The 12,876-nt window shown below is 60.8% G+C and carries 11 protein-coding genes; 6 read left to right on the forward strand and 5 right to left on the reverse strand.

What is annotated here, in order from left to right:
- Positions 1-69 precede the first annotated feature (69 nt).
- On the forward strand, positions 70-1,011 hold the full coding sequence (locus QF010_RS01355; protein WP_429532396.1) for a helix-turn-helix domain-containing protein: 942 nt from the start codon (positions 70-72) through the stop codon (positions 1,009-1,011).
- A gap of 191 nt (positions 1,012-1,202) precedes the next feature.
- Here QF010_RS01355 and QF010_RS01360 read toward each other — a convergent pair whose 3' ends face one another.
- Positions 1,203-2,030: an AraC family transcriptional regulator gene (locus QF010_RS01360; RefSeq protein WP_033062028.1), complete on the reverse strand. Its 828-nt coding sequence runs from the start codon at positions 2,028-2,030 to the stop codon at positions 1,203-1,205.
- A gap of 185 nt (positions 2,031-2,215) precedes the next feature.
- Between QF010_RS01360 and QF010_RS01365 the strand changes: the two genes are divergently transcribed.
- The 5 genes from QF010_RS01365 to QF010_RS01385 are packed head-to-tail and all read left to right on the forward strand — an operon-like array spanning position 2,216 to position 7,261.
- Complete coding sequence (locus tag QF010_RS01365; RefSeq protein ID WP_429532397.1) at positions 2,216-3,355, forward strand: ornithine cyclodeaminase family protein; 1,140 nt, start codon at positions 2,216-2,218, stop codon at positions 3,353-3,355.
- 34 nt (positions 3,356-3,389) lie between these two features.
- Positions 3,390-3,812 carry a RidA family protein gene (locus QF010_RS01370; protein WP_033062030.1) on the forward strand — a complete coding sequence of 141 codons (423 nt, stop codon included), beginning with the start codon at positions 3,390-3,392 and terminating at the stop codon, positions 3,810-3,812.
- A gap of 57 nt (positions 3,813-3,869) precedes the next feature.
- The gene (locus QF010_RS01375; protein ID WP_429509619.1) at positions 3,870-5,162 is read left to right on the forward strand and encodes an NAD(P)/FAD-dependent oxidoreductase; all 1,293 of its coding nucleotides are present in this window, start codon (positions 3,870-3,872) and stop codon (positions 5,160-5,162) included.
- 33 nt (positions 5,163-5,195) lie between these two features.
- Positions 5,196-6,044 (forward strand): alpha/beta fold hydrolase, encoded by an 849-nt coding sequence (locus QF010_RS01380; protein WP_033062032.1) that lies wholly within the window; start codon positions 5,196-5,198, stop codon positions 6,042-6,044.
- On the forward strand, positions 6,041-7,261 hold the full coding sequence (locus QF010_RS01385; RefSeq protein WP_429532398.1) for a multidrug effflux MFS transporter: 1,221 nt from the start codon (positions 6,041-6,043) through the stop codon (positions 7,259-7,261). Before QF010_RS01380 ends, QF010_RS01385 begins: the two co-directional genes overlap by 4 nt.
- Before the next feature lie 110 nt (positions 7,262-7,371).
- On the opposite strand, the gene paaZ is transcribed toward QF010_RS01385, so the two are convergent.
- From paaZ to QF010_RS01405, 4 genes are read right to left on the reverse strand one after another with little or no spacing between them, the layout of a single operon-like run.
- A complete protein-coding gene (gene paaZ, locus QF010_RS01390; RefSeq protein ID WP_429509622.1) occupies positions 7,372-9,426 on the reverse strand; it encodes a phenylacetic acid degradation bifunctional protein PaaZ in 2,055 nt (684 codons plus the stop codon).
- A 58-nt stretch (positions 9,427-9,484) separates the two neighbouring features.
- Positions 9,485-10,738, reverse strand: a complete 1,254-nt coding sequence (locus tag QF010_RS01395; protein ID WP_429532399.1) for an OprD family porin — start codon at positions 10,736-10,738, stop codon at positions 9,485-9,487.
- Positions 10,739-10,772: 34 nt separating this feature from the next.
- Positions 10,773-12,419: a cation acetate symporter gene (locus QF010_RS01400; protein ID WP_033062036.1), complete on the reverse strand. Its 1,647-nt coding sequence runs from the start codon at positions 12,417-12,419 to the stop codon at positions 10,773-10,775.
- Positions 12,416-12,724 carry a DUF485 domain-containing protein gene (locus QF010_RS01405; protein WP_033062037.1) on the reverse strand — a complete coding sequence of 103 codons (309 nt, stop codon included), beginning with the start codon at positions 12,722-12,724 and terminating at the stop codon, positions 12,416-12,418. Before QF010_RS01405 ends, QF010_RS01400 begins: the two co-directional genes overlap by 4 nt.
- Positions 12,725-12,876: the final 152 nt, after the last annotated feature.

Consider the following 12,876-nt stretch of genomic DNA (forward strand, 5'->3'; position numbering starts at 1 on the left):
GCTGCCGTCACGGATGACAGAGTCCCTTTCAGGCCGATAAACAAACGGGGCCACCGAGGAACGACGACCATGCTCGCTGAAGTTCGAACCTTCAATGACCCTCAACAACACGCTGGCTCCATCCAGGGCTGGCGGCAAGTGTATGACCAACTCGGCCGTGGCTGCCTGACCAGTGAGCTGCGGCAGTTGTCCTCTGACCGCTTTCAAATCTTCCAGGAAGTGCTGGACAAACGCGTGGTGCAGCGCGGCTATGCGCCGAAAGGTCGGCTGTGCGCGGCCATGTCATTAGGCTGCGCGCCGGTGGTGCAGGGACAACAGGTGGGCACTCACAGCGTGGTGCTGTTGCGTGACGGCGAGGAGTTTGTGTTGCACGCCCCTGAAGGCATGCACTTCTTCGCGCTCAATGTCGACGCGGTGCGCTTCGCCAAACTGGCGGCCTTCGAATTGTCCGACGATCAGCTCAAGCGCCTGAAGACCACGTCCCAACTCAGCGTGGATGACGCGTTACTGTTGCGAATACGTCAGCGCATTCAGCCGCTGTTTCGTCACCTTCTGGAACAGACGGACGCTATCAACTCAACCGCCGAGAAAATGCTGGAGGAAGAACTGCTCGGCGCGTTCCTCGATTTGTTCAGCCACGCCACCGATGAGGTACGTTGTCGTCGCGGTAATTTCGCCGTGAGTGCTTACCTGGTCAAGCGTTGCCAAGAGCTGATCGATGCCAGTGGTGATACACCACTGAGCATTCTCGACCTGTGCGAACACCTGCGGGTGAGTCGCCGGACCCTGCAGAACAGTTTTCAGGCAGTGACCGGAATGCGTCCGGTTGAATACCTGCGCAATCTACGCCTCAACGCGGTGCGACGCCGCTTGATCACAACCTCTGCCTGCACTCAAAACATCAGTGAGATCGCGATGGCAATGGGCTTTTTTCATCTGAGCCACTTCGCCTCGCATTACCGGCAATTGTTTGGCGAGTCACCGTCCGAAACGCTCAGGGCAATGCGCTAAAAACCTCATGTGCGGCTGACGCTTTCCTCCCCCCGATTTCCTTTTCCAGGCTGATGTTCAAGCGCTCATGAATTGTTGGTTTCGCTACGCGAAGCTGGCAACTCGGCTAGCTGGATTTGCCTTGCCGAATTTGAAATACAGGGAATGACCGAGGGGTGATGAAGGCGCGCGTTTGCTTTTGAAAGGGAGGGTCAGGCGTAGTTGATCCGGTCGGTATAGGCGTTCTGGGCCATTTTGCGTTGATAGTCGCAGGGCGTTGTACTGACCAGCTTCTTGAAGTCGCGCAGGAAGTGCGATTGATCGGAAAAGCCCAAGTCGAGGGCCAGCTCCGAAAACGACACATCGTGTTGGGTATTGAGGGTGTCCAGAGCCGCCTGGCAGCGGATGATTCGGCAAAAGGTCTTGGGTGACATGCCGGTGTCTTGACTGAACTGTCGGTGCAGCGTGCGACTGGTGTACCCGCTGAGGTCTTCCAGTTGCTGAATACGAATGTCACCGCGGTGGCGCAGCGCCTGCTGAATGACCATGGCCGTGAGTGTTGACGTTTTACCCATAAGGCGGGGGGCGAGGTAGTCGTTGAACAGCCGCATCTGATCGCCCAGCAGCGGAGCTTGAACGATACTTTCGAAGATGCGCTGGGCGAACCCCGAGACCTCCAGCAGGTCGAGTTCGCTTTCAGTCAATTCTTCGGCCAGCACATTGATAAATCCGGGAATGACCCCCGGTGAAAAGCGCACGCCAAAGTAGTGATGGTTCTGGTGTAACTCGACCGCTTGGGCAGCCAGCGGCGTGCCACAGATCCGGGCGGTAGGGCGTGTTGCATCACAGTCGAAAACAATATCCACGCAACCGTCCGGCACGGCCAGCAGGTTGGCTGATTGAGCCACATCGAAGGCATAGAAATGCGAGATCGCCGGGTGTTCGGAGGGCATGACCGAATACCGTGAAGAGTTGAGCACGAACCAGGGTTGTTCGTTCGCAGTGTGGTGCCTGGGAGGCGGCGCGCACTGTTTGATCATGGTTGCACCTTCGATGAGCAGCGATACGGAAGTTTTCACGCATTAATCACGCCAACAATTGCGTGCCGGCCAACCGGGCATGTCCGAAATTTACAATACCGCCGAAAAGCGCGCGCTGATACTCGAGGTCGACAGCGTGGAGCTGCGCCTACCGCAGCGATATCACCTTCAGCCCGAGAACTACTATGTCTACAAATACAAAAATCGACTTCATCTACCTCTCCGAGCAGGACATGATCCGCGCGGGCGTGACTGACATGCTGGCGTGCGTGAACACCATGGAAGAAATGTTCGGCCTGCTCTATGCCGGTGACTATCGCATGGCCGGTCCGAACAATGACTCCCATGGCGCGATGGTGATCTTCCCGCAGGATTCACCCTTCCCGAACATGCCCAAGCCCACGGCTGACCGGCGCATGATGGCCATGCCTGCCTACCTGGGCGGCAGCTTTTGCACCGCAGGCGTGAAATGGTACGGCTCCAATATCGCCAACCGCGAAAAAGGCCTGCCGCGCTCGATTCTGATGTTTACCTTGAACGACCCCGACACCGGCGCACCGCTGGCCCATATGTCGGCCAACCTGCTGTCCGCGTACCGCACCGGTGCGATTCCCGGCGTGGGCGCGCGCCACCTGGCACGCAAGGACTCGAAAGTCGTCGGCCTGCTCGGCCCGGGTGTGATGGGCAAGACCACGCTGGCAGCATTCATCGCGGTATGCCCGCATATCGACACACTGAAGATCAAAGGTCGTGGCCAGAAGAGCCTCGATAACTTTATCGCCTGGGTCAAGGAAACCTATCCGCAGATCACCTCGATCGAAGTGGTCGACAGCCTTGAAGCGGTGGTTCGTGACTCCGACCTTGTTACTTATTGTAGCTCCGGTGAGGTGGGCGACCCCACGACCTACCCAATTGTGAAGCGCGAATGGGTCAAGCCAGGTGCCTTCCTGGCGATGCCTGCCTCCTGCTCCCTTGACGACGGGATGGAACAGCGCGACGTACGCAAGGTGCTGGACAACACCGGTCTCTACCAAGCCTGGTTTGAAGAACTGCCCAAGCCTGCACATCACTGCGTGCCGGTGATTGGCGTGCGCTTCATGGACATGATTGCCGAAGGCAAGATGCAACTCGATGAAGTCGAGGACATCGGCAAGATCATCGCCGGCGCTGCGCAAGGCCGTAGGAACGATGAAGAAATCATCATCATGTCGGTGGGCGGCATGCCCGTGGAAGACGTGGCCTGGGGCACGGTGGTGTATCGCAACGCGATCGAAAAAGGCATCGGCGTCACCTTGAACCTGTGGGAAACCCCGGTTCTGCGTTAAGCCATCCATCACTTATTTTGAAGAGGCATTCCACATGACAAACATCATCAAGCTCAAGACCGGTTCCCCGTTTGAAGATCAGGCCAGCTATTCGCGTCTGGTGGTCGTGGACAACTGGATCTACGTGTCCAACACCGCAGGCCGCAACCCGCAGACCAAGCTGATTCCGGAAGATATCCTCGAGCAGACGCACCAGGTATTCGCCAACATCGAGGCGGCCCTGGCGGCGGTCGATGCGAGTCTGGCGGACGTGGTGTGTTCGCGGGTGTTCATCCAGGACCCCAAGGACGTACCGGCCGTGATGGCCCTGATCGGTGAAAAGTTTCGCGGCGTTGACCCGGCCAGTACCGTCACCTGTCCGCCCTTGGGGTCGACGGTCTACAAGGTTGAGCTGGAAGTGACGGCGTATCGCAATGCGTCGAAGGCGCAAGTTGAAGTCATTCGCCTGTCGCAGTAACTGTCACGCGGCCGTGCGCAGGTGCGGCCTACTTCATTCGATTACCGAGTCTTGATCATGGCCCCCACAATAGCGCCCGTGAATACGTCTACCGTGTTTCCCTCCGCAACCTCTGTCGTCATCATTGGCGGCGGGATTATCGGCCTGACTGCTGCGTTGACATTGGCCGAACGCAATATCTCGGTGGTGGTGCTGGAAAAAGGCCATATCGCCGGTGAGCAGTCGTCACGCAACCTGGGCTGGGTACGCAAGACCAGCCGCCACGCGGCCGATATTCCCCTGGCCCTCGCCGCGGACCGCTTGTGGGCGAAGATGCCTGAGCGGGTAGGGGCGGATGTCGGGTATCGCCAGGAGGGCATCATGTTCGTGGGCCGCAACCCCTCGCAGATGGCGATGCATGAGGGATGGCTCAAGTCGGTGGAGCATTTGTCACTGGATTCACGGCTGCTCAGCAAACGCGAAATTGGCGAGCTGGTGCCAGGTGGCGTGGGTGACTGGGCCGGCGGCATCTTTACCCCCTCCGATGCGCGTGCCGAACCGACGCTGGCAAGCAGCGCGATCGCCAAGGCTGCCATGGCCTTGGGTGTGGTGATTATCGAGCAGTGCGCGGTGCGTACGCTGCAGATGTCCGCCGGTGTGGTCAGTGGCGTGGTCACGGAGAAAGGTGAGATTCGCTGTGATCATGTGCTGCTCGCAGGGGGGATGTGGTCACGGCGCTTCCTGGGCAACCTCGGTGTGTCGTTGCCGACCTTGCCCTTGACTTGCTCGGTGCTGCGTACCCACCCAATGGAAGGGCCGACTGAGATTGCTGTCGGCGCACCTGACTTTTCGTTTCGCAAGCACAGGGACGGCGGCTTCATCATTACCCAGCGCGGCAAACTGGATGCCTTCCTGACACTCGATCACTTGTTGCTCGCCAAGCAATATATGCCGCAGTTCCGTGCGCAACGCAGCGTTCTGAACGTGTCGTTGGGCAAACCTTTTTTCAATGACCTGGCACTTGCCCGGCGCTGGAATTCCGACAGCGTCAGCCCGTTCGAGCGCGTCAGGGTCCAGGACCCGGCCGCCAACCCGCGGCTCAATAACGACGCGATGAACAACCTCATGGCGGCCTGGCCGGTGTTTGAGCACGCGCGGATCGCCCAGGCCTGGGCAGGCACTATCGACGTCACGCCGGATTCGAATCCGGTCATAGGGCCGGTCGCGCAGATTCCGGGGCTGACCGTGGCCACCGGATTCTCGGGGCACGGCTTCGGCACCTCGCCGGCGGCAGGCCACCTCGCGGCGGATCTCGTCAGCGGTCATGCACCGATCATTGATCCAAGCCCTTATCGGTTCGATCGTTTCTAGGTCGGTCGAAGCCACGCATTAAGGAACCAACCGATGCCATCTGACAGCTGTTTCTTTACCAACCGTTCGGGCTTGCGCCTGCACTTTTTGCGCTGGGGTGAGTCAACCGGCGTTCCCCTGGTGCTGTTGCATGGCTTGCGGGCCTATGCACAAACCTGGGAATCGCTGGTGCAATCCCTGGGTGCGGGCTACTGCATCTATGCCCTGGACCAGCGCGGCCGAGGGCTGAGTGACTGGGCTGCACCCGGCAGCTACCACACGCAGTCGTATGTCGAGGACCTCGAGGACTTTGCCGCCCATGTAGGCTTGTCGCGTTTTGTATTGCTGGGGCACTCATTAGGGGGCGCCAACGCCCTTGAATATGCGCGGCAAAATCCGCGACGGTTGATTGGCTTGATGATTGAGGACATCGGTCCCGGCTCTTCAAGCCAGGGCGATGGTGCCGCACGCATTCGCCGCGAGATGAGCCAGACGCCTTTGCAGTTCGAGAGCTGGGAGGCGGCCCGCGCATTCTGGCAGGCTTCGCGCCCGGGCTTGTCGGAACAAGGCCTGGCGTCAAGGCTTGCTCATTCGATGAAAGAGAGCGAGGGCGTGATCACCTGGCGCCATGATCAGCAGGGTATTGCCGAGGCGCGCCTGAGTATCGAGCCGACAGACCTGTGGCCGGCGGTGCGCGCGCTGGATTGTCCGACCCTGTTCATTCGCGGCGGCCGCTCGGACTTTCTGCCGCCCTCGACACTGCAGGCGATGAGCGCCAGCAATCCGCACGTGCGGACGGTGGAGGTCGCAGGCGCCAGTCACTATGTACATGACGATCAAGGCGAGGTGTTCAACGCGCTGGTCGCAGGCTTTCTCAAAAGCCTTGAGCTCCCGGGTCAATGAAACCCACGGCACGTCTGATCGCACTGCTGGCATCGCTGACGGCCTTTGTGCCGTTTTCCATCGATACCTACCTGCCCAGCCTGCCGCAGATCGCCGCTGACCTGTCGAGCAGTACTTCCCAGGTGCAACACACGATCAGTGCCTTTCTCGCCGGGTTGTGCCTGGGCATGCTGTTCTATGGGCCACTGTCGGACCGCTATGGGCGTCGCCCACTGTTGCTGGGCAGTCTCGTGCTCTATGGCCTGGCGACACTGGGCTGTCTGTTTGCCGGCAGCATCGAACAACTGACGGCGTGGCGATTTCTCCAGGCACTTGGCGGGGCTGGTGCGCTGGTCCTGGCGAGGGCCATTGCCAGAGACCTGTTCGGTCTGGCGCAAGCGGCCAAGGTGCTGTCCTGGATGCATCTGCTGACGATGATGGCGACGTTGGTCGCGCCAATGATCGGTACCTGGCTGGTGCTGATTGACGGCTGGCGCACCATATTTGCCGCGTTGTTCATTCTGTGCGGGCTGTGCCTGCTGATGGTGAGCGTGGGACTGAAGGAGAGCCTGCCAACGCAGGCGCGCGGCACCTCGCTCAAGGGGGCGTTCGCGGCTTACCCGGGCATCGTCCGACAACCTCGGGCGGTGGCGCTGATCCTGTGCATGGCACTGGCCTTTGGCGGCATGTTCGCTTTTATCACCGCCTCACCCTTTGTGTACGTCGTGTACTTCGGAGTCTCACCGCGTACCTTCAGTTGGCTGTTCGGCCTGAACATTCTAGGCATCATCGTGGTGACCTTTATCAATGCCCGCTGGGTCACCCGCTTCGGGCCACAACGCATGCTCGGAGTGGGCGCCGTGCTGGCGGGCGTCGCAGCGCTGGCGCTGATGGTGGCGGGGTATACGCAGTGGGGCGGGCTGACGAGCATTGTGCTTTGCATGGTGCTGTACATGGGTGTCACGGGCTTGCTGGGAGCCAATTGCACGGCGAGCCTGATGAGCATGTTCCCGGCGCAGGCGGGGGCCAGTGTAGCCCTGGGTATTTCGGTGCAATTCGCCAGCGGGGCGCTGGCCAGTGTGTGGGTCAGTCGCCTGGCCGATGGCACCCCATGGCCCATGTGCCTGGTGGTGGGAAGCTGTGGGCTTGGCTGCCTGGTTGCGTATGGCATCTCGATCCGCGCACCTGTCAATCCAGCCGCTGCGCGGGATGAAGTGAGTGCGCCGCTTCGACCCTGACTTCAAGGTTTGGTATTGCCCTCGGCCTTTTGACACGCCCGCTTCGAGACATCCCCTCTCTGAAGGGAGCCTGAGAAGCGGGCGTGGCCGTTCAACGCTTTTGAGCCGGATTACTGCTCGCGCTTTACTACCAGGGTCAAAATGTCATAACTGGCTACCAGTTCTCCCAACTGATTGGTCACTTCCACATCCCAGGCCACCACCCCTTGCGGAATGCCTTGCGGGCTCTTTTTGCCCTGGTCGATTTTGCGTTTGCAGGTCAGGCGCGCCTGGATGGTGTCGCCGATGCCCACCGGGGTGATGAAGCGCAACGTATCCAGGCCATAGTTGGCCAGGACCGGGCCCGGCGCCGGGGACACGAACAGGCCGGCCGCCGCCGACAGCACGAAGTAACCGTGGGCGATGCGTTTGCCGAATTGCGATTCTTTGGCGGCGATGTCGTCGAAGTGCATGTAGAAGTGATCGCCGGACAGGCAACCGAAGTTCACCAGATCGGCTTCGGTCACGGTGCGACGGTGAGTCAGCAGCGATTCGCCGATCTGCAAGTCCTGGAAGAACCGGCGGAACGGATGCACTTCGGTTTCGATGACCTTGGCGCCACGCACATATTCGCCGGTGACCGCCGCCAACATGGTCGGCGAGCCTTGCACCGCCGCGCGTTGCAGGTAGTGTTTCACTGCGCGCAGACCACCGAGCTCTTCACCGCCGCCGGCACGACCCGGGCCGCCGTGTTTGAGTTGTGGCAGGGGTGAACCGTGGCCGGTGGATTCGGCGGCGGATTCGCGGTCCAGCACCAGCAAGCGCCCGTGCCAGGCAGCCGCTACCGGGATTGCCTTGGCGGCGATCTGCGGGTCTTTGGTGATCAAACTGGCCACCAGGCTGCCTTTGCCGCGAGCAGCCAGGGCCAGAGCTTCATCCAGATCGTCGTAGGCCATGAGGGTGCTGACCGGGCCGAACGCTTCGATGTCGTGAGCGCCGCCCTCGGCGTGCGGGTCGCGTGACTGCAGCAACGTCGGCGCAAAGAATGCACCCTGGCTGACGTTTTCACCGCGCGGCTCGAAACCGTCGCGGGCACCGAACAACAGGTCACTGCTCTGCAACAGGTTTTCCAGGCGCTCGGCGACGTCTTTCTGCTGATCGTGGGAGGCCAATGCGCCCATGCGCACGCCTTCCACGGACGGGTCGCCGACCACGACTTTTTTCAGTCGATCACGCAGGCGAGTGGCAACGGCATCAATGTGTTTGGCCGGAACAATCGCGCGGCGGATGGCGGTGCATTTCTGCCCGGCCTTGGTGGTCATTTCCCGGGCGACTTCCTTGATGAACAGCTCGAACTCTTCATCGTCCGGCGTCACGTCCGGGGCGAGGATTGCGCAGTTCAGCGAGTCCGCTTCGGCGTTGAACGGCACCGAGTTACGAATCAGATTCGGATTGACCCGCAGCTTGGCGGCGGTGTCGGCGGAGCCGGTGAAAGTCACCACGTCCTGGCCTTGCAGGCGATCCAGCAGGTCACCGGTGCTGCCGATGATCAATTGCAGGCTGCCTGCCGGCAACAAACCGGATTCGTCCATCAGGCGCACCACGGCTTCGGTCAGGTAGCTGGTGGCGCTGGCCGGTTTGACGATGCACGGCATGCCGGCGAGAAAGCTCGGGGCGAATTTTTCCAGCATGCCCCAGATCGGGAAGTTGAACGCGTTGATGTGCACGGCCAGGCCGCCACGAGGCACCAGAATATGCGTGCCGGCGAAGGTGCCGAGTTTGCTCAGTTGCATCGCCGGGCCTTCGTGGACGATGTTGCCCGACGGCAATTCTCGCGAGCCCAGGCTGGCGTAGGTGAACAGCGTGCTGTTGCCGCCCTCGATGTCGATCCAGCTGTCGGCGCGGGTGGCGCCGCTGTGGTGCGAGATCGCGTAGAGCTGTTCTTTGCGTTCGCTCAGGTACAAGGCCAGGGCCTTGAGGCGCTGGGCCCGTTGCTGGAAGTCCAGCGCCATCAATCCGCTGACGCCTTGGCGACGGCCGTGCTCGACGGCTTCGGCGAAGTCCGGGCGCTCTTCGTGAGTGCGCGCAATCTCGTGGCCATCGATGGCGCTGCGCAGCACCTGGGCACCTTGTTGGCCGATCCAGCGACCGGCGATGAAGCTTTGCAGGGTAGGGGCGTGAGGCATCACGATTCCTCCAGGTTATGAAAAGTGTTGGCGCGACCGTGACCGCGCCATTCAGGGATTACCAAAGTGCCAGGGTGTAACCGACGATCAGTCGGTTCTCGTCGAGGTCGGTGGTCAAGCCATTGCCGGAACGGAAGGTCACGTTGCGCCAGCGCAGGCTGACGTCCTTGAACACGCCGCTCTGGATGACATAACTGATGTCGGTGTCGCGTTCCTGCTCGCGGCCGTTGTCGACGCTGCCGGCCTTGACGTGGCGACCGTCGGTGTAGCGCGTCATGAAGGTCAGGCCGGGGATGCCTTGCGCCGCGAAGTCATAGTCGTAACGCAGTTGCCAGGAGTCCTCGTCGGCGCGGGTGTAGGTGTTGAAGGTCACCAGGTTGACCACGTACGGATCGCCGCCGTTGAGGAACGGAAAGGCGCTGTCACCGGACAATTGCTGGTAGGTGGCACTGACCTTGTGGGCGCCGTGGGACACGGTGAACATGCTGTTGAAATTGCGGTTGTCGATACGCCCGGCGCGCTCGGCGCCATCCCCTCGGCTATCGAAATAGCGCACGTCGCTGCGCAGGTTGAAACCGTTGCCCAGCGGCTGGGTATGCACCAGCCCGACGAACTGCTGACGATAAATTTGATCAAGCTTGCCGTAGTAATAGCTCAGGTTCAGCTGCGGACTGAAGGCGTAGCTGCCGCCGGCAAAGTCGAAGTGATCGCTGCTGGCGGCGCCGTAGCCGATGTCATCGTTGCTGGAAGAGTCCCGCAGGTTGGCCTTGGTCAGGCGCCCGGCATTGACCGTCAGGCCACTGATTTCCTGGCTGGTCAGCAAGCCGCCCTCAAAGGTCGAACCCAGCAGGCGGGTGTCGTTGTAGGTCGCCACCGGCAGCAAGGGTTGCAGGGTGCCGAGTTTCAACACGCTTTTGGATACGCGCAGCTTGCCGGTCAGCCCCAGTTGGCTGAACTCGTCAGCCGGCTCATGGCTGTCCGGGCCGAACGGCAGCAGCCCGGTGCCACGGCGATCCGGGCTGGAGTCGAGTTTGAGCCCCAACTCCCCAAGAGCGTCGAGACCGAAGCCGAATGTGCCGTCGGTGAACCCGGACTCGACGCGCGCGGTGAAGCCCTGAGCCCATTCCTCGGCCTTGGATTGCGGCGCGTTGTCCTGACGGAAATCGCGATTGATGTAGTGGTTGCGCATTTCAATACGGGCCTTGCTGTCGTCGATGAAGTCGGCCATGGCGCAGGGGGCGACCATGGGCAGACTCAATGCGGCGGCTAACGAAAACAGTGATTCGTAGGGTGCGGTACGCGCGGGCTTCATTATTTTTATTCCCTGACATCAAATCGGTCGTTGTTTAGTGCTTGCTGGCGCCGGAGGCACCGATGCCGGTCATCGAACGGATGAACTGCGCCAGATAACGGCCACGCTCAAGGGCTGCACGCGGGGACGTGTCGGTGACCGAAAAAAACCAAGCGCTGAAGAACGCCAGGCTCATGGAGAACAACGCCGGGTTGGAGTAGGGGAACAGCGCCTTGTCGTGATGCAGCACGTTGACCCACACCGCCGGGCTCAGCACCAGCAGGACAATCGCTGAGGTCAGCCCTGCCAGACTGCCGGTCACCGCACCGCGAGTGGTCAGGCCTTTCCAGTACATCGAGAGGAACAGCACCGGGAAATTCACCGAGGCGGCGATGGCCAGCACCAGACCGGACAGGAACGCGATGTTCTGCGATTCAAATAACAGGCCGAGGATGATCGCCAGGACACCGATGCACAGCGTGGCGATCCGCGACACACGAATTTCCTGCTGTTCGCTGGCCTGGCCCTTGCGCATCACGCAGGCATACAAATCGTGGGACACCGCCGAAGCACCGGACAACGCCAACCCGGCAACCACCGCGAGAATGGTGGCGAAGGCGACCGCCGAGATGAACCCGAGGAACAGGTTGCCGCCCACGGCCTGGGCCAGGTGCACGGCGATCATGTTGCCGCCGCCGATGATTGCGCCGTTGGCATCACGGAACGCCGGATCGGTGCCGACCATGACGATTGCGCCGAAGCCGACGATGATCAGCAGCAAGTAGAAGTAGCCGATAAAACCGGTGGCGTAAAACACGCTTTTACGTGCTTCCTTGGCATCGCTGACGGTGAAAAAACGCATCAGGATGTGCGGCAGACCAGCGGTGCCGAACATCATGCCCAGGCCCAGGGAGATCGCATCGATCGGGTTCGACAGTAAACCGCCAGGCGCCATGATCGCGTTGCCTTTGGCGTGCACGGCAGTGGCCCCGGCGAACATTGCCTCGGTGCTGAAACCGAAATGCTTGAGCACCATGAACGCCATGAACGTGGTGCCGAACAGCAGCATCACGGCCTTGATGATTTGCACCCAAGTGGTGGCGAGCATGCCGCCGAAGGTCACGTAGAACACCATCAGCACGCCGACCAGCATGACGGCGTAGAGGTAGTCGATGCCGAACAACAACTCGATCAGTTTGCCGGCGCCGACCATCTGCGCCACCAGGTACATAAGGGCCACGGTCAAGGTGCCGAAGGCTGAGGTCAGGCGCACCGGGGTTTGTTCCAGGCGATAGGAAACCACGTCGGCAAAGGTGTATTTGCCCAGGTTGCGCAGGCGTTCGGCGATCAGGAACAGAATGATCGGCCAGCCCGCCAGTACGCCCAGCGCGTAGAGCAAGCCGTCATAGCCATTGAGGAACATCATCGCCGAGATGCCCAGGAAGGACGCCGCGGAAATCATGTCGCCGGCAATCGCCAGACCGTTCTGGAAACCGGTCATGCCACCGCCAGCGGTGTAGAAATCGCTGGCGGAGCGGGTACGCAGCGCGGCCCAGCGCGTCACACCAAGGGTGAACAGCACGAACACCAGGAACATGCCGATCGCGTTCCAGTTCAGCGGGCGGGACGCGCCGTCGGCCGCTGCCGCAAAGTCAGCGACGAAGGCCAGAGGCAGCAGGAATAACGCCAGGAACCGGCTCATCGGGCGCACTCCTGTTTCAGCTTTTCGTTGAGCGGATCGATCACGTTGTTGGCGCGGTAGACGTAGAAACCGGTCAGTGCAAACGCCAGTACCACGATCACCACACCCACCAACATACCTACAGTGGTCACTCCGCCACTGAGTGATTGGCCGAGGGTGGCGGGGGAGAACGCCACCAGTAAGACGAAGCCGAAATAGATCACCAGCATGATCAGCGACAGCGACCAATACAGGTTCTGTTTGCGGCGTACCAACTGGATGAAATCGGGGTTCTGACGGATGAGTTCTACGTCTGTGGGTGTCATGGCGCGCTCTCTGTTGTTGTTTTTGTTGTGGGGTGAAACGTTTACCGTTGTCGAAACCTGCATCCGGCCCTGTAGCAGCTGTCGAGCCCCAGCGAGGCTGCGTTCGGCTGCGCAGCAGTCGTGAAATCAGGCGATGCGGTGTTTCAGGAACA

Origin of the sequence: Pseudomonas silensiensis, assembly GCF_050434865.1 — a bacterium.
Taxonomy (GTDB): Bacteria; Pseudomonadota; Gammaproteobacteria; order Pseudomonadales; family Pseudomonadaceae; genus Aquipseudomonas; species Aquipseudomonas fluorescens_W.

Bases quoted from the DNA above. Each gene is read 5' to 3' on its own strand.
- QF010_RS01365 (WP_429532397.1), top strand. From the start codon at position 2,216: ATGTCTACAAATACAAAAATCGACTTCATCTACCTCTCCGAGCAGGAC.
- QF010_RS01385 (WP_429532398.1), top strand. From the start codon at position 6,041: ATGAAACCCACGGCACGTCTGATCGCACTGCTGGCATCGCTGACGGCC.
- paaZ (WP_429509622.1), bottom strand. From the start codon at position 9,426: ATGCCTCACGCCCCTACCCTGCAAAGCTTCATCGCCGGTCGCTGGATC.
- QF010_RS01405 (WP_033062037.1), bottom strand. From the start codon at position 12,724: ATGACACCCACAGACGTAGAACTCATCCGTCAGAACCCCGATTTCATC.
- QF010_RS01360 (WP_033062028.1), bottom strand. From the start codon at position 2,030: ATGATCAAACAGTGCGCGCCGCCTCCCAGGCACCACACTGCGAACGAA.
- QF010_RS01380 (WP_033062032.1), top strand. From the start codon at position 5,196: ATGCCATCTGACAGCTGTTTCTTTACCAACCGTTCGGGCTTGCGCCTG.
- QF010_RS01395 (WP_429532399.1), bottom strand. From the start codon at position 10,738: ATGAAGCCCGCGCGTACCGCACCCTACGAATCACTGTTTTCGTTAGCC.
- QF010_RS01375 (WP_429509619.1), top strand. From the start codon at position 3,870: ATGGCCCCCACAATAGCGCCCGTGAATACGTCTACCGTGTTTCCCTCC.
- QF010_RS01400 (WP_033062036.1), bottom strand. From the start codon at position 12,419: ATGAGCCGGTTCCTGGCGTTATTCCTGCTGCCTCTGGCCTTCGTCGCT.
- QF010_RS01355 (WP_429532396.1), top strand. From the start codon at position 70: ATGCTCGCTGAAGTTCGAACCTTCAATGACCCTCAACAACACGCTGGC.
- QF010_RS01370 (WP_033062030.1), top strand. From the start codon at position 3,390: ATGACAAACATCATCAAGCTCAAGACCGGTTCCCCGTTTGAAGATCAG.